This window comes from Planomonospora alba, from assembly GCF_039534085.1.
Lineage (GTDB): Bacteria > Actinomycetota > Actinomycetes > Streptosporangiales > Streptosporangiaceae > Planomonospora_B > Planomonospora_B alba.
The window spans coordinates 1-22466 of record NZ_BAAAUT010000004.1 but is presented as its reverse complement, the minus strand read 5'-3'; the positions used below and the strand labels follow the sequence as shown (position 1 = coordinate 22466).

At 71.1% G+C, this 22466-nt stretch carries 20 protein-coding genes, 2 tRNA genes and 1 riboswitch; of the genes, 11 read left to right on the top strand and 11 right to left on the bottom strand.

The features are described from left to right. Positions 1 to 139 precede the first annotated feature (139 nt). Together ABD823_RS03100 and ABD823_RS03095 are read left to right on the top strand one after the other, a co-directional pair. Positions 140 to 1444, top strand: coding sequence for a M50 family metallopeptidase (locus ABD823_RS03100; RefSeq protein WP_344855661.1), 1305 nt, complete (start codon positions 140 to 142; stop codon positions 1442 to 1444). A 49-nt stretch (positions 1445 to 1493) separates the two neighbouring features. Continuing rightward, positions 1494 to 2069 (top strand): MarR family winged helix-turn-helix transcriptional regulator, encoded by a 576-nt coding sequence (locus tag ABD823_RS03095; RefSeq protein ID WP_344855659.1) that lies wholly within the window; start codon positions 1494 to 1496, stop codon positions 2067 to 2069. Here ABD823_RS03095 and ABD823_RS03090 read toward each other — a convergent pair. From ABD823_RS03090 to ABD823_RS03070, 5 genes are all read right to left on the bottom strand, one after another. Next, positions 2056 to 2562: a DinB family protein gene (locus tag ABD823_RS03090; RefSeq protein ID WP_344855657.1), complete on the bottom strand. Its 507-nt coding sequence runs from the start codon at positions 2560 to 2562 to the stop codon at positions 2056 to 2058. The two genes, ABD823_RS03095 and ABD823_RS03090, sit on opposite strands and share 14 nt — an antisense overlap. A gap of 186 nt (positions 2563 to 2748) precedes the next feature. After that, positions 2749 to 3696: a coiled-coil domain-containing protein gene (locus ABD823_RS03085; RefSeq protein ID WP_344855655.1), complete on the bottom strand. Its 948-nt coding sequence runs from the start codon at positions 3694 to 3696 to the stop codon at positions 2749 to 2751. A gap of 54 nt (positions 3697 to 3750) precedes the next feature. Next, a riboswitch (cyclic di-AMP (ydaO/yuaA leader) is annotated at positions 3751 to 3885 on the bottom strand. Between the two features lie 72 nt (positions 3886 to 3957). Beyond that, positions 3958 to 5037: a galactose-1-phosphate uridylyltransferase gene (gene galT / locus ABD823_RS03080; RefSeq protein WP_344855654.1), complete on the bottom strand. Its 1080-nt coding sequence runs from the start codon at positions 5035 to 5037 to the stop codon at positions 3958 to 3960. Beyond that, entirely contained in the window at positions 5034 to 5834 is an 801-nt protein-coding gene (locus ABD823_RS03075; RefSeq protein ID WP_344855652.1) for a DeoR/GlpR family DNA-binding transcription regulator, read from the bottom strand. The genes galT and ABD823_RS03075 overlap by 4 nt, the downstream gene beginning before the upstream one ends. Positions 5835 to 5917: 83 nt before the next feature. Then, positions 5918 to 6520 carry an HD domain-containing protein gene (locus ABD823_RS03070; RefSeq protein ID WP_344855650.1) on the bottom strand — a complete coding sequence of 201 codons (603 nt, stop codon included), beginning with the start codon at positions 6518 to 6520 and terminating at the stop codon, positions 5918 to 5920. 38 nt (positions 6521 to 6558) lie between these two features. Between ABD823_RS03070 and ABD823_RS34550 the strand changes: the two genes are divergently transcribed. After that, positions 6559 to 6711 (top strand): 50S ribosomal protein bL37, encoded by a 153-nt coding sequence (locus ABD823_RS34550; protein ID WP_425566561.1) that lies wholly within the window; start codon positions 6559 to 6561, stop codon positions 6709 to 6711. 79 nt (positions 6712 to 6790) lie between these two features. Here ABD823_RS34550 and ABD823_RS03065 read toward each other — a convergent pair whose 3' ends face one another. The 4 genes from ABD823_RS03065 to ABD823_RS03050 form a co-directional block, all read right to left on the bottom strand. Beyond that, positions 6791 to 7360 carry a TIGR03086 family metal-binding protein gene (locus ABD823_RS03065; RefSeq protein ID WP_344855648.1) on the bottom strand — a complete coding sequence of 190 codons (570 nt, stop codon included), beginning with the start codon at positions 7358 to 7360 and terminating at the stop codon, positions 6791 to 6793. A 187-nt stretch (positions 7361 to 7547) separates the two neighbouring features. Next, positions 7548 to 9323 carry an ATP-binding SpoIIE family protein phosphatase gene (locus tag ABD823_RS03060; RefSeq protein WP_344855647.1) on the bottom strand — a complete coding sequence of 592 codons (1776 nt, stop codon included), beginning with the start codon at positions 9321 to 9323 and terminating at the stop codon, positions 7548 to 7550. Further along, positions 9320 to 10906, bottom strand: a complete 1587-nt coding sequence (locus tag ABD823_RS03055) for a phytoene desaturase family protein (RefSeq protein ID WP_344855645.1) — start codon at positions 10904 to 10906, stop codon at positions 9320 to 9322. Before ABD823_RS03055 ends, ABD823_RS03060 begins: the two co-directional genes overlap by 4 nt. Before the next feature lie 152 nt (positions 10907 to 11058). Further along, complete coding sequence (locus ABD823_RS03050; protein ID WP_344855643.1) at positions 11059 to 12417, bottom strand: TrpB-like pyridoxal phosphate-dependent enzyme; 1359 nt, start codon at positions 12415 to 12417, stop codon at positions 11059 to 11061. A gap of 131 nt (positions 12418 to 12548) precedes the next feature. On the opposite strand from ABD823_RS03050, the gene ABD823_RS03045 reads away from it, so the two are divergent. Beyond that, positions 12549 to 12701 (top strand): hypothetical protein, encoded by a 153-nt coding sequence (locus ABD823_RS03045; RefSeq protein ID WP_344855641.1) that lies wholly within the window; start codon positions 12549 to 12551, stop codon positions 12699 to 12701. Between the two features lie 89 nt (positions 12702 to 12790). On the opposite strand, the gene ABD823_RS03040 is transcribed toward ABD823_RS03045, so the two are convergent. Beyond that, a tRNA-Gly gene (locus ABD823_RS03040) sits at positions 12791 to 12861 on the bottom strand. 89 nt (positions 12862 to 12950) lie between these two features. Here ABD823_RS03040 and ABD823_RS03035 point away from each other — a divergent pair. Beyond that, positions 12951 to 13024: transfer RNA gene (locus ABD823_RS03035), tRNA-Pro, on the top strand. A 119-nt stretch (positions 13025 to 13143) separates the two neighbouring features. Here the strand turns inward: ABD823_RS03035 and ABD823_RS03030 are convergent. After that, positions 13144 to 13653 carry an ATP-binding protein gene (locus ABD823_RS03030; protein WP_344855639.1) on the bottom strand — a complete coding sequence of 170 codons (510 nt, stop codon included), beginning with the start codon at positions 13651 to 13653 and terminating at the stop codon, positions 13144 to 13146. Between the two features lie 244 nt (positions 13654 to 13897). Between ABD823_RS03030 and ABD823_RS03025 the strand changes: the two genes are divergently transcribed. The 6 genes from ABD823_RS03025 to ABD823_RS03000 all read left to right on the top strand — a co-directional run bounded on the left by ABD823_RS03025 (position 13898) and on the right by ABD823_RS03000 (position 22204). After that, positions 13898 to 14764, top strand: a complete 867-nt coding sequence (locus tag ABD823_RS03025; RefSeq protein ID WP_344855637.1) for a helix-turn-helix domain-containing protein — start codon at positions 13898 to 13900, stop codon at positions 14762 to 14764. Between the two features lie 207 nt (positions 14765 to 14971). Beyond that, complete coding sequence (gene tig, locus ABD823_RS03020) at positions 14972 to 16354, top strand: trigger factor (RefSeq protein WP_344855636.1); 1383 nt, start codon at positions 14972 to 14974, stop codon at positions 16352 to 16354. Positions 16355 to 16632: 278 nt separating this feature from the next. Next, positions 16633 to 17277 (top strand): ClpP family protease, encoded by a 645-nt coding sequence (locus ABD823_RS03015; protein ID WP_425566560.1) that lies wholly within the window; start codon positions 16633 to 16635, stop codon positions 17275 to 17277. Positions 17278 to 17290: 13 nt separating this feature from the next. Next, the gene (locus tag ABD823_RS03010; protein WP_344855634.1) at positions 17291 to 17935 is read left to right on the top strand and encodes an ATP-dependent Clp protease proteolytic subunit; all 645 of its coding nucleotides are present in this window, start codon (positions 17291 to 17293) and stop codon (positions 17933 to 17935) included. A gap of 195 nt (positions 17936 to 18130) precedes the next feature. After that, positions 18131 to 19408, top strand: a complete 1278-nt coding sequence (gene clpX, locus ABD823_RS03005; protein ID WP_344855632.1) for an ATP-dependent Clp protease ATP-binding subunit ClpX — start codon at positions 18131 to 18133, stop codon at positions 19406 to 19408. Positions 19409 to 19618: 210 nt separating this feature from the next. Further along, entirely contained in the window at positions 19619 to 22204 is a 2586-nt protein-coding gene (locus tag ABD823_RS03000; RefSeq protein WP_344855630.1) for a valine--tRNA ligase, read from the top strand. Positions 22205 to 22466 lie beyond the last annotated feature (262 nt).

Here is a 22466-nt window from a genome sequence, read left to right as displayed (position 1 = left end):
CGGGAGGCCCGCGACCGGGGCCCGCGGGCGGGCGCCGCGGCGAGGCCGTACGGGCCCGCGCGGAACGAGGCCCGCACGCGAGGGCTTCGGCTAGTCTCTTATGGGGCATTGCCGATAAATCCGCGACCAGGGGGAGCCTGTGGACTGGCCTTTCGTGATCGGGATCATCCTCTTCCTCGTGGGGCTGATGGCCTCGATCGCGCTGCACGAGATCGGCCATCTCGTGCCGGCGAAGCTGTTCGGCGTCAAGGTCACGCAGTACATGGTCGGTTTCGGGCCCACGCTGTGGTCGCGCCGCCGGGGCGAGACCGAGTACGGCATCAAGTGGATCCCGTTCGGCGGCTACATCCGGATGATCGGCATGCTGCCGCCCCGCGCCGGGGACGCGCCCGGCACGGTGCGCTCGATCTCCAGCGGCCCCTGGCAGGGCTTGATCGAGAGCGCCCGCGAGGCCGCGCTGGAGGAGGTCCGCCCCGGCGACGAGGACCGCGTCTTCTACCGCAAGCCCTGGTGGAAGAAGGTCATCGTGATGGCCGGCGGCCCCGCGATGAACTTCGTGCTGGCCTTCATCCTCTTCGCCGTCGTGCTCATGGGCTTCGGCATCACGGTCTCCACCACGGAGGTCTCCTCGGTCCCGGAGTGCGTGAAGACGGCCGAGGCCTACGCGCAGAACCCCCGGTGCACCGACGCCGACCCGGCCAGCCCCGCCGCCGCGGCGGGACTGCGCCCCGGCGACGTCATCGTCTCGGTGGGCGGCAGGGCCACCGAGACCTGGGAGGAGGCGACCCGCGCCATCCGCGGCAGCGGCGCCGGGCCCGTGGAGATCGGCATCACCCGGGACGGGCGGCCGATGACCCTCACGGCCACGCTCATCGCCCAGGACCGCGAGTCCCTCGACGAGCCCGGCAAGATCGAGCGGGTCGGCTACCTGGGCGTCACCTCGAAGCAGGTCGTCGAGCAGCAGAGCCTCGGCGCCGTGGTCGAGCACATGGGCGACTTCACCGCCCGGACCGCCGCCGCGCTGATCCGCTTCCCGGAGAAGATGGTCGGCGTCTGGAACGCGGCCTTCTCCGGCGAGGAGCGCGACAAGGACGGCCCCATCGGCGTCGTCGGCGTCAGCCGCATCGGCGGTGAGATCGCGGCCTCCGACATCCCGCTCGAGAACAAGGCGGCCGTCTTCGTCAGCCTGCTGGCCAGCTTCAACCTGGCGATCGGCATGTTCAACCTGATCCCGCTGCTCCCGCTGGACGGCGGTCACATCGCCGGCGGCCTGTGGGAGGGCATCAAGCGCGGCTTCGCCCGGATCACCCGCAGGCCCGAGCCGGCGCACGTGGACATCGCCAAGGTGCTCCCGCTGACCTACGCGCTGGCCTTCGTGATGATCGCCGTGGCGGGTCTGCTGATGTACGCCGACCTGGTCAACCCCATCCGGCTGGCCGGCTGACCCCTTCCGGTACGGCGTGCACGCCGGTGCCGCCGATAAAGTGGGCCGGGTGGAGAACGGGACGCTCGGCACGGTGGTCGACGTGGCGCTGTTCCGGCTGCGCCGGATCTGGGCGCGGCCGCTGCGCGCGCGCAGGACGGCCGACCCGCAGCGGCCGGTCCCGATGTCCAACGTGATGGTCGTGCACGCCGTGCACAAGCTGGGCGTGGAGCTCCCCGAGGTGACCGTGGGGGCCGTCGCCGAGCAGCTCGACGTGGACCCCTCGACGGCGAGCCGACTGGTCAACGACGCGATCGGCGCGGGGCTGGTGACCCGGGAGGAGTCCGAGGTCGACGCCCGGCGGGCCCGGTTGACGCTGAGCGAGCCGGGGCGCCGGGTCCTGGAGGCGGTGGTCCGCTACCGGCGGGCCTATCTCGACGCGCTGATGGCCGACTGGGATCCGGCGGACCGGGAGGCCTTCGCGCGGCTGCTCACCCGCTTCGCCGAGGCCGCCGCGGCACGGCCCGCCGACTACGCCGCCCTCGACCGGTCGATCAGTGAGGCGCTGCTGGGCACCTCCGGGGGCGCCGGGGACGCCGGACCCGCAGGGGGCTCCGGGGAGGCCGCGGTGCCTACTCGCCCGTGACGCCGTCGATCCGTTCGCGGATGAGGTCGGCGTGCCCGTTGTGCCGCGCGTACTCCTCGATCATGTGGACGAGGATCCAGCGGAGTGAGACCTGCTCGCCCTTGCGCGGGGACTTGCCGAGGGTGTCGAGCGGCAGGCCGGCGCAGACCCGGCGGGCGTGCTCGATCTCGGCCCGCCAGCGGGTGAACGCCTCCTGCGCCGAGGCGGTGGCGACGTCGTCGAAGTCGCCGTCGCGGTTGTCCTCGTCGTAGAAGAGCGGGGGCGCGTCCTCGCCGCAGAGGATGTTGCGGAACCAGAAGCGCTCCACCTCGGCCAGGTGCCGGACCAGGCCCAGCAGCGAGAGCGTCGACGGCTCGGCGGAGCGCAGGCGCAACTGCTCCTCGGACAGGCCCGCGCACTTGACGGCGAGGGTCTCGCGGTGCCAGTCCAGCCAGGCGTGCAGCATGGGCGTCTCGTCGGCGACGAAGGGGGGGTCGACCCGGTTGTCAGTCATGGGGCCACATCCTGCCCGCCCGGTCAGCCGGTGTCATCCGGTTTTATCCCTGGTGAGGCGCCCTGCGGGCCGAACGGCCGTCTCCCTGTCCGCCGCGGGTCCACGGCGACCTCGGAATGCCCGCGGTCACGGCGTCCCGGCTGAAGGGCCTGCTGTGGAGGCCGGGCCGGTGAGATGGCGGCGCCGTCAGTGCATGGAGATGTGCACGTGGTCGTAGTGGTTGGCGGTGTTGCCGCCGCGGTCGGCCATGAAGCGCCACCCCGTGCCGTTGTTGATGCGCTGGCGCCAGATGACGTACTTGACGCCGAGCTTCCTGCGGTGCTTGATGGCCCAGGCGGCGATCTCGTCGCCGAGTGCGAGGTTGGCGGGGGTGGGCATGGCGCCGCCGGTGCTCATCATGAAGTCGCAGGCGCGGCCGAGGGGGTGCTCGCCGCCGTCGTTCTCGCTCCGGTAGCAGCCGACCGTGTGGGTCAGGTCGAAGCGCCGCTTGATGGCCTCGCGCATGTTCCGGGTGCGGGCGGTGATGTTGTCGGCGCCGGTGGGCAGCTGGGGCACCCAGCTGCCGTCGGCGCGGCGGCCGGAGCCCAGGGGCACGAGCTGGTCGAGCTTCCGCTTGATGTCGCGGATCAGCTTCTCGGCCTCCTTGCGCTGCCTCTCGACCTCCTCGGCCTCCTTGCGGCGCTGCTCGGTCAGCTCGGCCGCCCGGTCCGAGGCCTGCTTGCGGCGGTCCCGGCTGGCGGCGAAGCCCTCCAGATAGGCGGCCTGCTGGGAGACGAGATGCTCCATCATGGCGGCGGCGCTCATGCCGCCTTTGTCGAAGAACAGCACCGCGGGCAGGCCGCCGGAGCTGCTCTGGTAGCGGAGCTGGACGATCGAGTCGATCTCGTGGCGGGCCTCGTCGTAGGTCTTCTGCGCCTTGCGCAGGTTCTCCTTGGCGACGCCTTCGGCCTTCTCCGCCTTCCGCACGGACTCGCGCTTGGCGGCGTAGGCCTCGATGAGCTTGTCGACCTTCCCGCCGAGCTGGTCCAGCTCCTTCAGGAGCTGCTTCTCGGTCGGCTTGGGCTCCGCGGCGCCCGCACCGGGGACCGCGACGGTGAACCCGAGCGCGGAGAGCAGGCAGACGGTCGTGGCCATACGGCGGCGGAACGCAGGGAACGCAGGCGACGTGGGGGACGGGGCCGCCACGCACTCTCCTCTCCTTCAGCCGGCCGGGTTAGCTGACGGGTTCGGGCTGGAGCTGCCCGCCACGGAAGGTGGTTCACCCCGGGTGCGGTGGTTCCCCGGCTCCCGGGCGAGGCGCCCGGAATTAGGCATATCCGCTGTTGAAGCTGATGTTTGAAGGATAGTAGTGGTAATGCGATGGTCATGCGAATTCAAGCCGAGACCAAGCGGTGATCACTCTGTGATGACCTCGCGCAGGCGGCGGGCCGCCTCCTCGGGCAGGACGTCGTTGACGAAGGCCCCCATGGCCGACTCCGAGCCGGCGAGATACTTGAGCTTGTCCGCGCTCCGGCGGATGCTGAACAGCTCCAGGTGCGCGTACGCCAGCTCCCGACCGGTGCGGACCGGTGCCTGGTGCCAGGCGGCGACGTACGGCATCGGCACGCCGAACAGCCCGTCCAGCCGGCGGAGCACCTCGGTGTAGAGCGGCCCGAACGCCGCCCGCTCGGCCGCATCGAGCCCGGCCAGGTCCGGCACCCGCCGGTGGGGGTAGACGTGCACCTCGTACGGCCAGCGGGCCGCGGCCGGGACGAACGCCGTCCAGTGCTCGTTGGCCGCGACCACCCGCACGCCCGCCTCCCGTTCCGCGGCCAGCACGTCGGCGAACAGGTTGCGCCCGGTCCGGGCGTGGTGGCGCCCGGCGGCGGCGAGGGTCAGCTTCGTGCGGGGGGTCACGTAGGGGTAGGCGTAGATCTGGCCGTGCGGATGGGTCAGCGTGATGCCGATCTCCGCCCCCCGGTTCTCGAAGCAGAACACCTGCTCCACCCCCGGGATCGCCGACAGCTCCGTGGTCCGGTCGATCCAGGCCTCCATGACCAGCTCGACCTGCTCGGGGGAGAGCCGGGAGAAGGACGAGCCGTGGTCGGAGGTGAAGCAGACCACCTCGCAGCGGCCGGCGGCCGGGCGGACCTCGCTCAGCCCGCCCGCCGGCCCGTGCTCGCCGAGCCGGGTGGAGAACGACGGGAAGCGGTTCTCGAAGACGACGACCTCGTAGGAGGAGGCGGGGATCTCGCTGCGGCGGCCGGGGGCCGACGGGCAGAGCGGGCACTCGTCGGCCGGAGGCATGAAGGTCCGGCCCTGCCGGTGCCCGGCGATCGCGATCCACTCCTCGGTCAGCGGGTCGTAGCGCAGCTCGGACGCCTGAGGGCGGGGCGGCAGCTCGCGCTCGTCGACGGCGCCGCGGTCCGCGCCGTCCTGCCGGTCGTAGTAGAACAGCTCCCGGCCGTCGGCCAGCTGCGTGAGTGTGCGCTTCATCGGTCCGCGCCCTGCCTTTCCTGCTCCGGCTCGGCGATGACCAGCTCGCCCACCTCGGCGGAGAGCTCCTCCCTGGCCTCCGGAGGCAAGCCGGGATCGCTGATGACGACGTGGGCCTCCGCCAGGTGGGCGATGGTGCTGATGCCCACCGTGCCCCACTTGGTGTGGTCGGCGGGCACGACCAGGCGGTGCGCGGAGGCGACCAGCGCGCGGTCGGTCTCGGCCTCCAGGAGGTTGGGCGTGGTGAACCCGGCGCGGACGCTCATCCCGTGCACGCCGAGGAAGAGGGTGTCCACGTGCAGCCCGCGGATCGCGGCGACGGCGACCGGGCCGACCAGCGCGTCGGACGGGGTGCGCACGCCGCCGGTCAGCACGACCGTGCGGTCCGCGCGGGGCGAGCGGTGGAAGACGTCGGCGATGCGGATGGAGTTGGTGATGACGGTCAGCTCGGGCACGTCGACGACGAACCCGGCCAGGGTCCAGGTCGTGGTCCCCGCCGACAGCGCGATGGCGGTGCCGGGCCGGACGAGCCGGGCCGCGTGCCGGGCGATGGCCTCCTTCTCCGGCTGCTGGCGCGCCGACTTGGCGGCGAACCCGGGCTCCTCGGCCCGGCCGGGCCCGGTGGCGGTGGCGCCGCCGTGGACCTTCTCCAGCAGCCCGCGCTCGGCGAGGACCTCCAGGTCCCGGCGGATCGTCATGTCGGAGACGCCGAGCTCGCGGACGAGGTCGGCCACCCGCACGCCGCCGCTGCTGCGCACCCGTTCCAGAATCGCCTGCTGCCGCTGCTGGGCGAGCATTGACCCACTCCTTAATCAAACATCTTTCCCCAAATTACCACAGAAGTTCTCGGGGTAGATGTTCGTTTGTGCGGGATAACCGCTCACAACCGGTCGAGTTCCGCCCGGATGTTCGCCCGCGCGGCCTCCTCCCACCCGGCGCCGACGGTACGGAAGATCATCGGGAGATCCAGCAGCGAGCGGAGCACATCCGCCCGGCCGGCCCGGAACGCCTCGTCGGGGACGAAGGCGTACTCCTCGCGCACGGCTGCGGCGTAGGCGGCGTAGACCTCCGGCGGGGCGGCCAGGATCGCCAGGTCGGCGTCGCACAGCACCGCCCCGTCCGCGTCGTCCGGGGCGGGGTCGTGGGTGACGGTGAGCCTGACCAGCCGCGCCACCGTCGCCACCGCCGCGGGCGGCAACCCCAGCTCGGGCAGGGCCCGCTCGGCCATCCGGGCGCTGCGCTCCTCGTTGTCGCCGCGCTGCGGGTCGTAGACGGCGTCGTGGAACCAGGCGGCGAGCCGTACCAGGTCGGGGGAGCCGGCGTGGGCGGCCAGCGCGTCGACGTGGCCGAGCACCGCCTCCAGATGGGCGGTCGTGTGGTACCTGCGGTGCGGCTCGCCGTACCGGGAGATCAGATCCAGCCCGAGGCGGTCGGCCTCGGGGCCGGCCAGGGCGCGCCAGCGGTCCATCAGCTGAGAGGTCATGCCCGGACTCTAGGCGCGGCCGCCGGACGGACCGCGACATGGGTCTTGTCCGGGGCGCGTCCCCGGGAGACGGTGAAGGCCGGACCCGGTTCCACGGACGGAGGAGGTCGAGCATGGCCAGACGGGCACGCAAGGCGCGGGCGAGGAAGAAGCGGAAGGCCAACCACGGCAAGCGGCCCGCAGCCCGGTAGCACTCCCTGGACGCGCGGCCCGGCAGAGGCCCGGCGGATCCGGCGGCGGTGCGCCGGGTCCGCCGGGGGCGGGGCGCCGTCAGCCGCTGCGCCCCCAGGCGGCCAGCAGGCGGCCCTGCAGGTCGGCACCGGCCGGCGCCGGGTGCGGATCGCCGATGACGCCCGCCCGCCGGTAGTCGTCCTCGGCGTCGGCGAACCAGGCCGCGCAGGCCTCGACGAGCTCGGGATCGAGCCGCTCGTCCGCACCGATCGCGCGCGCCAGGTCCCAGGTGTGGATGAGGGCGTCGGCGAACAGCTCGGTGACGTACTCCGCGGCGGTCACGTCGCCGAACGACAGGCGCACGACGCGCGCCAGGGACCCGTCGTCGCCCACCGCGTGGGCCGCGGCCGCAGCCGCGGCGTCGAACGCCTTCAGCGGGTCGTCGCCGAGCAGGTCACCCTCGAAGGCGGGGCCGACCTCGGCGGCGCTCCGCCCGGCGAGCAGGCCGGGGACGGACAGGCTCTCGTTCACCACGTGGTTGACCAGGGTGCGGACGTCCCAGTCCGCGCAGGGGGTCGGGTTCTCCCACTGCCCGGGTGCGATCCGGTGGACGAGAGCGCCGAAGTCCTCCAGTGCCCGGCGGTAGGCCTCCCGGATGTCGATGGTCATGTGCTGCCCTCCCGAATCATCGATTCGACCGTAACCCGCGGACGGCCAGTAGTCAGCGCGCCTTTCGGGCATGACCGGATGGCGTGCGGCGGCACCCGCCGGAGGCGGAGGACGGGCCCGGCGCTGGATCCCGGCACCGGGGGAAGCGGGGCGGCGGCGCGCCGGGCGGCCGCCGCGGGGCCGGCGGTCAGGCCCGGGAGGTTCCCGGCAGGTTCTGCTCCACCCAGACGATCTTGCCCTGCGGGGTCAGCCGGGTGCCCCACCGGCGGGACATCCAGTTGATGAGCGCCAGACCCCGGCCGCTGTCGTCGGTGCCCGACGCCTCCCGCATGACCGGCAGCGCGAAGGAGCGGTCGGCCACCTCGCAGACGAGCGTCGGACCGCGCAGCAGGCGCAGGCCGACCGGCCCCTCGCCGTGCCGTACCGCGTTGGTGACCAGCTCGCTGACCATCAGCTCGGTGGCGTCGACGGCGGGCTCCAGCCCCCAGCCGGAGAGCGTGTCCCGGACGAAGGCGCGGGCCCGGGAGGCCGAGCGGGTGTCCGGGGGGAGCGCCAGCACGGCGACCTCGTTCTCGGACAGCTCGTGCACCCGGGCCAGCAGCAGCGCGATGTCGTCGCGTTCGTGCCCGGGGCGCTGCGTGCCGATCGTCCGGTCGCACAGGGCGTCCAGGTCCTCGTCCGGCAGCGCCCCCCGCTCGGCGAGCAGCCCGCTCAGCTCGCCGATGCCCTCGTCGATGTCGCGGTCACGGCTCTCCACCAGCCCGTCGGTGTACAGGGCCAGGACCGCGCCGTGCGGGAGGGTGACCGAGACCGTCTCGACCGGCTCGTTGCCGATGCCGAGGGGGAGCCCGGCGGGCACCTCGACGACCTCGGCGCCGTCGCCCGGATGGACCACGATCGGGGGGACGTGCCCGGCGCGGGCGATCGTGCACAGCCGGGTCACCGGGTCGTAGGTGGCGTAGACGCACGTGGCGATCTGGCTGGGGTCCAGGTCCTGGCTCATCCGGTTGAGCCGGAACAGCACCTCGCCGGGGCTCAGGTCGAGGCTGGCCAGCGTGCGGGCGGCCACCCGGAGCTGGCCCATGGTGGCGGCGGCCCGGGTGCCGTGCCCCATCACGTCGCCGACCACCAGGGCGACCCGGCAGCCCGGCAGCGGGATCACGTCGTACCAGTCGCCGCCGACGCTCGCCAGGTCGCTCGCCGGCAGGTAGCGGGAGGCGATCGACAGGCCGAGCGGCTGGTAGAGCTCGGCCGGGAGCAGGCTGCTCTGCAGGGTCAGCGCGGTACGGCGCTCGTGGCCGTAGAGCCGGGCGTTGTCCAGGCAGATCGCGGTCCTGGCGGCGAGCTCCTCGCCGAGGGCGATGTCCTGCTCCTCGAAGGGGGCGCTCTCCGGGCGGCGGGTGAAGACGACGAAGCCCAGCACCCGGCCGCGCGCCTTGAGCGGCACCACCAGGAACGAGCTGTTCTCCAGGACCCGGGTCACCGCCTCGCGCTTCCAGGCGCGGCCGATCTCCCGCGCGGTGCGCGCGCCCAGCCGGGGGTAGAGGATCGGCTGGCCGGTCTCCATGACCCTGGCGTACGGCGTCCAGGCGTCGTAGACGGTGACCTCGTCCACCGGGAACGCCTGGGCGTACTCGCCCGGGGTGTCGGAGGCCACGCCGACCGCGATGCGCCGCACCAGCGCCGAGCCGTCGGTGGTCCGGTTCGGGAACTCGCCGTCGGTGACGAGCCGGTCCTGCACCAGGATGCCGGCGGCGTCGGCGAAGCGCGGCACCGCGACCTCCATCAGCTCGCGGCCCGTCTCGAACATGTCCAGGGTCGTGCCGATCCGCTTGCTGGCGGCGTTGAGCAGCGAGAAGCGCTCGTGCATGGAGGCGGGGCTGCCGACCCGGGTGCCGCCCGTCTCGGGCGTCCTGGTCACGAAGCGGGACCCGGCCCGCTCCGCCGGGGCGTCGGTGCTCATTCGTCCCACCGGGGCTCGGGAACGGGCGTCCACCACGGGTCGACGCCGAGGTCGGAGGCGATGGCGTTCGCGCCGTTGTAGCCGGGGGCCGCGGAGACCGAGCCGCCCGGATGGCTGCTGGCGCCGCACAGGTACAGGCCGGCGACCGGGGTGCGGTACTGGCCCAGCTCGGGCACCGGCCGGTTGCCGCCCAGCTGGGACGGCTCGTACGCGCCGACGTGGTGGCTGCCGCGGACCATGTTCACGCAGTGCCGCTCGATGTCGAGCGGGGAGAACACCCGCCGGCCCAGGACGGCGCGCCCCTTCAGGTTGGGCGCGTACTCCGCCCACTCGGCCAGCAGCCGCTCGCCGACCTCCTCCTGGAGGCGGTCCCAGTTGGCCGCCTCGCCGTCGAGGTCGTAGGGGGCCCACGGCCACCAGAACGCCACATGCTTGCCGTCCGGCGCGTAGGACGGGTCGAACAGCGTGGGGCAGGCGCCGTTGCCCGCCATCCGGTCCGGGAGCCGGCCCTGGTGGATCTGGTCGAAGGTACGGCCGAGCTGCTCGCTGTCGTCGGCGCCGATCACGAACAGGAAGGCCCGGTCCACGTCCGGCTCGAACTCGGCCGCCCGGTAGCGCGGGGCCTCCTCCAGCGCCAGGTGCAGGGAGACCAGGCTGTGCCCGGCCCACTTGTACCGCTCGACCTTGGCCGCGATCTCCGCGCCGAAGTTCTCCGGGCCCGCCAGCCGCACCGTCTGGGGCGCGTCCACCGCGCTGGCCACGAACCGCCGCGCGGTCAGGGTCTGGCCGCCGGCCAGCCGGACCCCGGTGGCGCGGCCGTCGTCCACCAGGATCCGCTCGACGTGGCTGCCGGTGAGCACCGTGCCGCCGTGCTCCTCGACCGCCTTCCGCAGCGCGTGCGCCACGTTGGCCGCGCCGCCCACGGGCAGGCCGAGCCGGGCGATGCGCGACAGCAGCCGGGGGAAGAACCCGCCGGTGCCGGGGACGTTCTCGATGGAGATGGCGTGCAGGAAGGACTTGAACAGCACCCGTACCTGCTCGCTCTCGAAGTTGCGGTCCACGGCCTCGTAGAGGGACAGCGGCAGGTAGCCGAGCAGGTCGCGGCCGAGGTCGCCCTTGAGCCGCTCGGCGAGGACCTGCGGGGGCAGCGGCCGGGAGTAGAGGAAGCCGTTCATCAGGTCCCGGGCCGCCTCGGCGTAGCGCGCGTTCAGCTCCCGCCAGCGGTCGGCGTCGGTCTTGGAGAAGCGGGCGAAGGACTCGGCGGTGCGCTCGGCGTCGGTGTAGACCGTGATCGCGCGCCCGTCCCGGAAGACGGTGGCGTGCTGGACCTCGGGGTAGACGTAGCGCAGGCCGTACCGGTGGAGCTCCAGGTCGGCGGGGACCGGCCCCTCCTCCAGGAAGTGGTAGTTGCTGTGGGTGTTGTGCCGGAAGCCGGGCAGGGTGAGCTCCTGGGTGGAGCAGCCGCCGCCCGCCACCTCGTTGCGCTCGACGACCGCGACGGACAGGCCGGCCCGGGCGAGGTAGGCGGCACAGGTGAGCCCGTTGTGCCCGCCTCCGACGATGACGCCGTCGAACTCCGTCACGCGATCCTCCAGTCCGCGTCGATCGCCGCTCCACGCCAAGCGTAAAGAACGATCTAGGTTGGAGTCCCATCTTTACCGGATAAATCGACGAATGTCTTGATCCGCCCGGGCTCCCTGCGCCGTTTTCCCGTCGGCCGTTGTCACGCCCGGTGTCAGGCGAGGGGCAGCTCCTCCAGGGCCGTGTCGATGCGCTCCTGCGGCAGCGCGAAATCCTCCATCCGCCCGTCCAGGTAGCGGTCGTAGGCGCTCAGGTCGAAGTGCCCGTGCCCGCAGAGCGCGGTCAGGATGACCTTCGGCTCCCCGGTCTCGCGGCAGCGCAGCGCCTCGGCGACGGTCTCGGCCAGCGCGTGGGTCGGCTCGGGGGCCGGGACGATGCCCTCGGCCCGGGCGAAGCGCAGGCCCGCCTCGAAGCACTCGGTCTGGCCCTTGGCCACCGCCTCGAACATGCCCAGCTCGTACATGTGCGAGATCAGCGGGGACATGCCGTGGTAGCGCAGGCCGCCCGCGTGGATCGGGTCGGGCACGAAGCCGTGGCCGAGCGTGTGCATCTTCATCAGGGGGGTGAGCCCCGCGGTGTCGCCGAAGTCGTAGGCGTAGACGCCCCGGGTGAGCGACGGGCAGGCCTCGGGCTCCACCGCCCGGATCACCGGGTCCATCCGGCCCGCCAGCTTCTCCCGGACGAAGGGGAAGACCAGCCCGCCGAAGTTGGACCCGCCGCCGGTGCAGCCGACGACCAGGTCGGGCACCTCGCCGAAGGCCGCCAGCTGCTCGATCGCCTCCTCCCCGATGACCGTCTGGTGGAGCAGCACGTGGTTGAGCACGCTGCCCAGCGCGTAGCGGGTGCCGGGGTCGGCCGCGGCCTGCTCCACCGCCTCGCTGATCGCGATGCCCAGGCTGCCCGGAGAGTCCGGGTCCTCGGCCAGGACCTTGCTCCCCGAGACGGTCACCGGGGACGGGCTCGCGTGCACGGTCGCCCCGTAGACCCGCATCAGCGAGCGGCGGTGCGGCTTCTGGTCGTAGGAGGCGCGGACCATCCAGACCTCGCACTCCAGGCCGTACTGCGCGCAGGCGAACGCCAGCGACGACCCCCACTGCCCCGCGCCGGTCTCGGTCGTGAGCCTGCGCACGCCCTGGCGGGCGTTGTAGTAGGCCTGGGGCACGGCGGTGTTCGGCTTGTGGGAGCCCGCGGGGGAGCCGCCCTCGTACTTGTAGTAGATCCGCGCGGGGGTGCCGAGCGCGCGCTCGAGCCGCCGGGCGCGGATCAGCGGGGTCGGCCGCCAGAGCCGGTAGACGTCGCGGACGCCGTCCGGGATCGGGACGAACCGCTCGGCGCCGACCTCCTGGGCGATCAGCTCGTCGGGGAAGAGCGGCGCCAGGTCGTCGGGGCCGACCGGCTGCCGGGTGCCGGGGTGCAGGGGCGGCGGGGGCGGGGCGGGGAGGTCGGCCAGGATGTTGTACCAGGTGCGCGGGATGCGGGACTCGTCCAGCAGCACGCGGGTGGCCTCGGTCATCGATCGCCTCCAGGGGTCGGATGCACTCAGTGTCGTCCGGCTCACCGCCCGTGGTCCATGGGAATTCCGTTTTGTCCCGGCTGCTTCCGTACGGCACGGCAGGCGGCGGCTCCCGGGCGTACGGTGGAGGCATGGAGCACGGAGAGCGGGACTGGCGGCGCCTGCCGGAGCGGATCGCGCCCGAGGAGATGGTCGGGGGCGTCCCCGTGGAGGAGGTGCCGGACACCGCGTTCGTCGAGGACCTGCGCTTTAAGGAGTGGCTGAGGGGCCCGGCGAGCGGCTGATCCGGCGAGGCGGCCGGCGGAGGCGGACGGGTCCGGAGAGCACGCGGGCCAGGTCCCGGATCTCCGGTGACCTGGCCCTTCTTCGCGAGAGCGGACGACGGGAATCGAACCCGCGTAGCCAGTTTGGAAGACTGGGGCTCTACCATTGAGCTACGTCCGCGCGATCCGGTGTTGGTCTGGTCTAGACTTCATCCGGTCGTCAGGGCGTAATCGTACCGGAGATCCGGAGCGTGCGCGCACCCGACGTCACGGGGTGTGGCGCAGCTTGGTAGCGCACCTGCTTTGGGAGCAGGGGGCCGCAGGTTCAAATCCTGTCACCCCGACATCGGCCGGACGGCGTTCCCGCGTCGTCCGGCTCCACCGTCCTCCGGGCCGTCCTCTCCGGTCTCCCCGGACCCGGCCGTACGGCACGCGGAAGGGGCCGGGCGCGGCCGCGCCGAGGTCAGGAGGTGCCGCCGAAGATGGCCCAGACGGCCTTGCCGCCGCGGTCGAGGTGGTCCCAGCCCCAGCGCCGGCTGTAGGTCTCCACGATGTAGAGCCCCCGGCCGTTCTCCGAGGTGAAGTCCGGCTTCTTGGGTGCGGGCGGGGTGTCGCTCGGGTCGGCCACGGCGAGGAGCACCTGGGGGGAGAGCCGCAGCAGCATCAGGGTGATCGGCGCCGCCTCGGCCGTACCGGACGGGCACAGGGCGTAGCGGACCGCGTTGGTCACCAGTTCCGAAACCACTAACGCCGCGTCATCGCTGAATTCCGACAGTCCCCAGTCGCGGAGGGTGGAGCGGGTCACGTCCCGGGCGGTCTTCACCGAATCGGCCTGCCGGGGGAGGGGGCAGGCCGTGGCGTCCGGACGGTCGGCCGCGAGGAGCTCGTCGAAACCGACCCCGCGGGTCGCCTGCAGGTAGTCGGCGGCCGATTGCGGCTCGTCCACCATCCCGCCCGTGCTTCCCGCTGTCATCCTGAGCTCTCCGTGCCGGTTGAGAGTTTTCAAAGCTTGTGCACTATAAGCCCAATATGCACCAAGCCATCATGGGTCACGGAGGCGCCCCCTGCAAGACCCAAATGCACGTGCAGCTGCAGCGTGCAGCGGCATGGGCGTTTATGGTCGCGGGACGCCCGATAGGACACGGCGTTGAGACCTTGTCATAACGGCCGGAAGTCGTGACACTGTGTGCGCTGGCCCAAGTGAATAGGGAGGCGAAGTGACGCAGATCCAGCAGGGATCGGGTCCCACAGCGCTGCGCATCCTCCTGGGCTCCCAACTGCGCCGGCTCCGCGAGGCCAGGGGCCTCACGCGGGAGGAGGCCGGCCACCTGATCCGCGGCTCCGAATCCAAGATCAGCAGGATGGAGCTCGGCCGGGTCGGTCTGAGGGAACGCGACGTCGCGGACCTGCTCACCTTCTACGGCGTGCATGACGAGGAGGCGCGAGCGGCCGTGATGGACCTGCTGGCCAGAGCGAACGAGCCCGGATGGTGGCACCGCTTCAACGACCTGCTGCCCGGCTGGTTCCAGACCTACGTCGGCCTGGAGGAGGCGGCCTCCCGGATCCGGACCTACGAGGTGCAGTTCGTGCCCGGACTGCTCCAGACCAAGGAGTACGCCCGGGCCGTCATCACCGCCGGCGGCGCGGGCATCTCCCCCGAGGAGATCGCGCGCCGGGTGGACCTCCGCCTGGAGCGCCAGCGCGTGCTGGAGCGGCCCGGCGGGCCGTTCTTCTGGGCGGTCATCGACGAGGCGGCGCTGCGGCGCCCCATCGGCGGCGCCGAGGTGATGCGGGCGCAGCTGGAGCACCTGATGGACCTGATGCGCCAGCCGAACATCACGATCCAGGTGATGCCCTTCAGCTTCGGCGGCCACAGCGCGGAGGGCGGCGCCTTCAGCATCCTGCGCTTCCAGGACGACGAGCTGCCCGACGTGGTCTACGTCGAGCAGCTCGCCAGCGCGCTCTACCTCGACAAACGCGAGGACGTCGACCGCTACGGCGAGGTCATGGAGCGCCTGTGCGCGGTGAGCACCACGCCCGACGAGACCGTCGACATCCTCCGGCGCATCATCAAGGAGATCTGATCCGCGCCGTTCGCTGCGGGGTACGGGTCTGCCCTAGACTGGCCTGTGGCGCTGGACACCCGCCGCAGTGGAGCGTGCCCTCATCGTGCACGCCCTGACGGCTGGGTCCGGTTCCGCTCATGTGGGCGCGGCGCGCGAGCTTGCCGCGGTAGCCGTACGAATTGGCGCGCCCGCGATCACTCGAAGCTTGATCAAGGAGACCACCCCGTGAAGACCGCTGTCGAGGAGCTCAGCCCGACCCGGGTCAAGCTCACTGTCGAGGTGCCGTTCGAGGAGCTCGGCGAGAGCATGCAGGCGGCGTACAAGAAGGTCGCGCAGCAGGTGCGCGTCCCCGGCTTCCGCCCCGGCAAGGTTCCGGCCCGCATCATCGAGCAGCGCTTCGGCCGCGCGGTGGTGCTGGAGGAGACCCTCAACGACGCGGTGCCGAAGCTGTACGGCCAGGCCGTCGACGAGAGCGAGATCTTCCCGGTCAGCCAGCCGGACATCGAGGTCACCAAGATCGAGGACGGCGAGCAGGTCGAGTTCACCGCCGAGGTGGACATCCGCCCGAACTTCGACGTGCCCGACTACCAGGGCATCGAGGTCACCGTCCCGGTCGCCGAGGTGACCGACGAGGACGTCGACACCCAGCTGGACGCCCTGCGCCAGCGCTTCGCGACGCTGACCGGCGTCGAGCGGCCCGCGGCCAACGGCGACTTCGTCGTCATGGACCTCGCCGCCGCGATCGACGGTGTGAACATCGAGGAGCAGCAGGCCAACGACGTCTCCTACGAGGTCGGCGCCGGCTCGGTGCTGCAGGGCCTGGACGACGCCCTGGCCGGCATGTCCGCCGGCGACGTCAAGGAGTTCACCACCAACCTGGTCGGCGGGCAGAACGCCGGCGAGGAGGCCGTGGTGACCATCACCGTCAAGAGCGTCAAGGAGAAGGTCCTCCCCGAGCTCGACGACGAGTTCGCGCAGCTGGCGAGCGAGTTCGACACGCTCGACGAGCTCAAGGAGAGCCTGCGCGGCCAGATCCGCCGCAACAAGGTCATCGACCAGGTCGTGCAGGCCCGGGAGAAGGCGCTCGACGCGCTGCTGGACAAGATCGACATCCCGCTCCCGGAGAGCGCGCTCAAGGCCGAGATCGACAACCGCAAGCACAACCTCGAGCACCAGATCGCCGACAGCGGCCTGAGCAAGGAGGCGTTCTTCCGCCTCTACCAGACCACCGAGGAAGAGCGTCAGGCCGAGATCGAGCAGAACGCCGCCAAGGCGCTCAAGACCGGCTTCGTCCTCGACAAGATCGTCAAGGCTGAGGAGCTCGGCGTCAGCGAGCAGGAGCTGACCAACTTCGTGGTGCAGCGCGCCATGCAGATGAACGTCGCCCCGAACGTGCTGGCCAAGCACCTGGCCGACAACGACCAGCTCACCCTGGCCATGGTCGAGATCGTCCGCGACAAGGCCAAGAGCGTCGTCGGCGACGCCGCGAAGGTCGTCGACGAGGCGGGCAACGAGGTGGACCTCAAGGCCCTCTACGCCGAGATCAACGGCGAGGAGGTCACCGAGGAGCCCGCCGCCGAGCCCTCGGAGGAGAAGGCCGCCGAGTAGCCTCCGGCGCCCCGTTCCGCCATCAGGACACCGCACCGCCCCCCACAGTGCCCGCACCGTGGGGGGCGGTGCCGTCTTCCCGGAGGACCCCGCCCGAGGGGCGGGATGCCTCCCGTGGCCTTCCGCGGCGCCGCCCGATCCCTCCGGGGACGGGCGGAGCGGACGGCCCCATCATGCGCTGTCGGCGAACAGCACGTGGAGGGGGCATGTCCGGTGGGCACCGCGCGTTAAGGTCACAAGCAAAGCCAATCGATTACGACGCATCGGAAGGTGACGCTGTGACCAGCCCGCCGACCTTCTACCAGCCGACCGGCTCCGGGCCCGAGTCCATGAGCCAGCCGAACGCCGCGTTCAGGCTCGAAGACCAGCTCTACCAGCGGCTGCTGCGTGAGCGCATCATCGTGCTGGGCACCCAGGTCAACGACGAGATCGCCAACCGAATCTGTGCCGAGCTGCTCCTGCTCGCGGCCGACGACGCCGACCGGGACATCTGGCTCTACATCAACTCGCCTGGCGGGTCGGTGACCGCCGGCATGGCGATTTACGACATGATGGAATACGTGCCGAACGACGTGTGCACGGTCGCGATGGGCCTGGCCGCCTCCATGGGCCAGTTCCTCCTGTGCGCCGGAGCGCGGGGCAAGCGCTACGCCCTGCCGCACGCCCGCATCATGATGCACCAGCCGTCCGGCGGCATCGGCGGCACCGCCGCCGACATCGCCATCCAGGCCGAGCAGATGCTCTACGTCAAGAAGACGCTCGCCGAGCGCATCGCCTACCACACGGGCCAGGAGCTGGCGCAGATCGAGGCCGACTCCGACCGGGACCGCTGGTTCACGGCCGAGGAGGCCAAGGACTACGGCTTCATCGACCACGTCGTCCGGAGCGCCCGTCAGGTGCCCTCCGAGGGCGCCGTCTCCTAAGGAGGGACCCAACGTGAGTGAGTTGATCCGGCCGGGAGACATCAACGGCCGCTATGTTCTCCCCTCCTTCGTCGAACGCACGTCGTACGGCGTCAAGGAGATGAACCCGTACAACAAGCTGTTCGAGGACCGCATCATCTTCCTCGGGGTGCAGATCGACGACGCGTCCGCCAACGACGTCATGGCGCAGTTGCTGACGCTGGAGTCGCTCGACCCCGACCGCGACATCAGCATCTACATCAACTCGCCGGGCGGTTCCTTCACCGCCATGACGGCGATCTACGACACGATGCAGTTCGTCCGGCCGGACATCCAGACGGTCTGCCTCGGGCAGGCGGCCTCGGCTGCGGCGGTCCTGCTGGCCGGCGGCACGCCGGGCAAGCGGTTCGCCCTGCCGAACGCCCGCATGCTCATCCACCAGCCCTCCACCGAGGGCGGCGGCCAGGGCAGCGACATCGAGATCCAGGCGCGCGAGATCCTGCGGATGCGCTCGCTCCTGGAGTCGATCGTGGCCAAGCACTCGGGCCGGAGCGCCGAGCAGGTCCGCAAGGACATCGAGCGCGACAAGATTCTGGACGCCGAGGAGGCCAAGGCGTACGGGCTGATCGACGACATCATCCCGTCCCGCAAGAAGCTGGCCAAGGCCGTCGCCTCCTGAGGGGGGTAGATTGCATCGGAACGGTGCCCAATTGGGCACCTTCCGGTGCGACTCGCCGCCAGGGGGCTCACTGAGGGCTCAGAAGACGGTAACGTCGAAACCTGAGCGGGATGACTCTTCGTACCGGGCTGGACCGGTCTCGAAAGAAAACGGACCGCGGCAGCCAGAGCGGTCCCACGCAAAGGAGTATCTGGGGTGGCACGCATCGGCGACGGGGGAGACCTGCTGAAGTGCTCTTTCTGCGGGAAGAGCCAGAAGCAAGTCAAGAAGCTCATCGCCGGACCCGGCGTATACATCTGCGATGAGTGCATCGATCTCTGCAACGAGATCATCGAGGAGGAGCTCAGCGAGTCCTCCGAGCTCAAGTGGGACAGCCTGCCCAAGCCGCGGGAGATCTACGAGTTCCTCGACGCCTACGTCATCGGTCAGGACAAGGCGAAGAAGGCGCTGTCCGTGGCGGTCTACAACCACTACAAGCGGGTGCAGTCCGGCGATCGCGGGCGTGACGACGGCCTGGAGCTGGCCAAGTCGAACATCCTGCTCCTGGGCCCGACCGGTTCCGGCAAGACACTGCTCGCCCAGACGCTGGCGAAGATGCTGAACGTGCCGTTCGCCATCGCCGACGCCACCGCGCTGACCGAGGCGGGCTACGTGGGCGAGGACGTCGAGAACATCCTGCTCAAGCTGATCCAGGCCGCCGACTACGACGTCAAGAAGGCCGAGACCGGCATCATCTACATCGACGAGGTCGACAAGATCGCCCGCAAGAGCGAGAACCCGTCGATCACCAGGGACGTCTCCGGCGAGGGCGTGCAGCAGGCCCTGCTGAAGATACTGGAGGGCACCACGGCGAGCGTGCCGCCGCAGGGCGGCCGCAAGCACCCGCACCAGGAGTTCATCCAGATCGACACCACCAACGTGCTGTTCATCTGCGGTGGCGCCTTCGCGGGGCTGGAGAAGATCATCGAGTCCCGGATCGGCAAGAAGGGCATCGGCTTCAACGCCATCATCCGGTCCAAGGAGGACATCGACACCTCCGACATCTTCGGCGACGTGATGCCCGAGGACCTGCTGAAGTTCGGCATGATCCCTGAGTTCGTCGGCCGCCTGCCGGTCATCACGAGCGTGCACAACCTCGACCGCGAGGCGCTCATCCAGATCCTCACCGAGCCGCGCAACGCCCTCGTCAAGCAGTACCGCCGCCTCTTCGAGCTCGACAACGTCGAGCTGGAGTTCACCGCCGACGCGTTGGAGGCCATCGCCGACCAGGCGATCCTGCGCGGCACCGGCGCGCGCGGCCTGCGGGCCATCCTGGAGGAGGTCCTGCTCTCGGTGATGTACGAGGTGCCCTCCCGGGAGGACGTGGCGCGCGTCGTCATCACCCGCGAGTCGGTGCTGGAGCACGTCAACCCGACGCTCGTCCCGCGCGACCAGCTCAACAAGCAGCGGACCCCGCGCGAGAAGTCGGCCTAGCCCGGCGTCCGCCCGCTCCCGTACGGCCGGCGCCCCCGCGGACATCCCCGCGGGGGCGCCGCCGTTCCCGGGGTCTTCCGCGGACGTGTCCGGGAGCGCCCGGGTTCGTCGGGTCCGGAGCGGGAAAGCCGGATGGAACCGCCGCAAGCCGTACAGACGACGCGCAGGGGAACGGGCGATGGGACGGCGTCCGTCCGGACATCCCTAGAATTGGGCATCGTGACGACGCCAGAGCTGCCTACCCAGTACACGCCCGCCGATGTGGAGACCCGGAGCTATGAGCGCTGGGTATCGGACGGGCTCTTCACCGCGGACCCGAGCAGCGAGCGCGAGCCGTACACCATCGTTCTGCCGCCGCCGAACGTGACCGGTGTCCTGCACATGGGGCACGCGCTCGACCACTCGATCCAGGACGCGCTGACCCGCCGCGCCCGCATGCGCGGCCACGAGACGCTCTGGCTGCCGGGCATGGACCACGCCGGCATCGCCACCCAGAACGTCGTCGAGCGTGAGATCGCCAAGGACGGGCTGTCCCGCCACGACCTCGGCCGTGAGGCGTTCGTCGAGCGGGTCTGGCAGTGGAAGGAGGAGTCCGGCGGCCGGATCCTCGGCCAGATGAAGAAGCTCGGCGACGGCGTGGACTGGTCGCGCGAGCGCTTCACCATGGACGCCGGGCTCTCCCGCGCCGTTCAGACGATCTTCAAGCGGCTCTTCGACGACGGGCTCATCTACCGCGCCGAGCGCATCATCAACTGGTGCCCGCGCTGCCTCACCGCCCTGTCGGACATCGAGGTCGAGCACAGCGAGGACGAGGGCGAGCTCGTCTCGATCCGGTACGGGGACGGCGAGGACTCCATCGTGGTCGCCACCACGCGCGCCGAGACGCTGCTCGGCGACACCGCTGTGGCCGTGCACCCCTCCGACGAGCGCTACGCCCACCTGGTCGGGCGCGAGGTGGAGCTGCCGCTGACCGGCCGCCGCATCCCGGTGGTGGCGGACGAGCACGTCGACCCGGCCTTCGGCACCGGCGCGGTCAAGGTCACCCCGGCTCACGACCCGAACGACTTCGAGATCGGCCGGCGCCACTCGCTGCCCTCGATGACGATCATGGACGAGCGCGGTGTGATCACCGCCCACGGCCCGTTCGAGGGGCTCGACCGGTTCGAGGCCCGTCCCGCGGTGGTCGCCGCGCTGCGCGAGCAGGGCCGGATCGTCGCCGAGAAACGGCCCTACCTGCACTCGGTCGGCCACTGCTCGCGGTGCAAGACCGTGGTCGAGCCCCGGCTGTCGCTCCAGTGGTTCGTGAACGTCGCGCCGCTGGCCAAGGCCGCCGGTGACGCGGTCCGCGACGGTCGGACGAGGATCCACCCGCCGGAGATGGCCAAGCGCTACTTCGACTGGGTCGACGACATGCACGACTGGTGCATCTCGCGGCAGCTGTGGTGGGGCCACCGGATCCCCGTCTGGTACGGCCCCGACGGCGAGGTCGTCTGCGTGGGCCCGGACGAGGAGGCGCCCGAGGGCTACGTCCAGGACCCCGACGTCCTCGACACCTGGTTCTCCTCGGGACTGTGGCCGTTCTCGACCCTGGGCTGGCCCGACCGCACACCCGAGCTGGAGAAGTTCTACCCGACCTCGGTCCTGGTGACGGGCTACGACATCCTGTTCTTCTGGGTCGCCCGGATGATGATGTTCGGCCTGTACGCCATGGACGGCCGGCCGCCGTTCCGGACCGTCGCGCTGCACGGCATGGTCCGCGACCAGTTCGGCAAGAAGATGTCCAAGTCGTTCGGGAACGTCGTGGACCCGATGGACTGGGTGGAGCGCTTCGGCGCCGACGCCACGCGCTTCACGCTGCTGCGCGGGTCCAACCCCGGATCCGACGTGGCGATCAGCGACGAGTGGGCGGCGGGTTCCCGGAACTTCTGCAACAAGATCTGGAACGCGACCCGGTTCGCCCTGATGAACGGCGCCGCGGTCGGCGAGCTCCCGGTGGACGACCTCACCGCGGCGGACCGGTGGATCCTCTCCCGCCTGCAGACGGTCGTCGCTGCGGTGGACGAGGCGTTCGAGGAGTTCGAGTTCGCCAAGGTCTCGGATCTGCTCTACCACTTCGCGTGGGACGAGGTCTGCGACTGGTACGTCGAGCTCGCCAAGATCCAGCTCGCCGCGGGCCAGGAGCACACCCGGCTGGTCCTCGGGCACGTCCTGGACGCGCTGCTGCGGCTGCTCCACCCGCTGGTCCCGTTCGTCACCGAGGAGCTGTGGCGGGCGGTCACCGGAGGGGAGTCCGTCGTGGTCGCCCCCTGGCCCGCGGTCCAGGAGACCCTGCGCGACGCCGTGGCCGAGGAGGAGATCCTCGCGGTCCAGGGGCTGGTCACCGAGGTCCGCAGGTTCCGGTCGGACCAGGGACTCAAGCCCGGCCAGCGGGTCGCCGCGCGGCTGTCGCTGGAGGGCACGGCTCTCGCCCCGCACGAGAACGCGATCCGGGCACTGCTCCGGTTGGACCCGCCGTCGGAGTCGTTCTCGGCGACCGCGCGTCTCGACGTGGCCGGTGTCGCCGTCGAGATCGACACGGCGGGGGCCATCGACGTGGCCGCCGAGCGCAAGCGCCTGGAGAAGGACCTCGCGGCGGCGCACAAGGAGGCGGCGCAGGTCGCGGCCAAGCTCGGGAACGAGCAGTTCATGGCGAAGGCTCCCGAGGACGTGGTGCGCAAGGTCAGGGCGCGTGCCGAGCAGGCCGAGCAGGACATCGCCCGGCTGAGCGCTCAGCTGGACGCGCTGCCGGCGGGCTGACCGCGGAGCGGCGAGGACGCGGGGAATGGTTGACCCCGCGTCCTCGTGTTTGGACTCTTCTGGTTCCGGGAAGACCCAGTTGTTACCGAGAACTTGGTCATGGCGGTCCCAGAGCCTGCTACTGTTTCTTCTGCAGGGCCGAGCCCTGCACCCCCTCTCACGAACCCCGGCAAATCGGGCGCGTCCGCACGATTGGACACGAACGGGATGTCAAGGTAAGTTAGAAGGGTTGCTCCGGAGACGGAGCGGTTCCGGTCGGACC

Coding starts and splice junctions, on each gene's coding strand:
- ABD823_RS03060 (WP_344855647.1), bottom strand. CDS start 9,323: ATGAGCACCGACGCCCCGGCGGAGCGGGCCGGGTCCCGCTTCGTGACC.
- ABD823_RS03050 (WP_344855643.1), bottom strand. CDS start 12,417: ATGACCGAGGCCACCCGCGTGCTGCTGGACGAGTCCCGCATCCCGCGC.
- ABD823_RS03075 (WP_344855652.1), bottom strand. CDS start 5,834: ATGCTCGCCCAGCAGCGGCAGCAGGCGATTCTGGAACGGGTGCGCAGC.
- ABD823_RS34550 (WP_425566561.1), top strand. CDS start 6,559: ATGGGTCTTGTCCGGGGCGCGTCCCCGGGAGACGGTGAAGGCCGGACC.
- ABD823_RS03090 (WP_344855657.1), bottom strand. CDS start 2,562: ATGACTGACAACCGGGTCGACCCCCCCTTCGTCGCCGACGAGACGCCC.
- ABD823_RS03030 (WP_344855639.1), bottom strand. CDS start 13,653: ATGACAGCGGGAAGCACGGGCGGGATGGTGGACGAGCCGCAATCGGCC.
- ABD823_RS03065 (WP_344855648.1), bottom strand. CDS start 7,360: ATGACCATCGACATCCGGGAGGCCTACCGCCGGGCACTGGAGGACTTC.
- galT (WP_344855654.1), bottom strand. CDS start 5,037: ATGAAGCGCACACTCACGCAGCTGGCCGACGGCCGGGAGCTGTTCTAC.
- ABD823_RS03045 (WP_344855641.1), top strand. CDS start 12,549: ATGGAGCACGGAGAGCGGGACTGGCGGCGCCTGCCGGAGCGGATCGCG.
- ABD823_RS03070 (WP_344855650.1), bottom strand. CDS start 6,520: ATGACCTCTCAGCTGATGGACCGCTGGCGCGCCCTGGCCGGCCCCGAG.
- ABD823_RS03085 (WP_344855655.1), bottom strand. CDS start 3,696: ATGGCCACGACCGTCTGCCTGCTCTCCGCGCTCGGGTTCACCGTCGCG.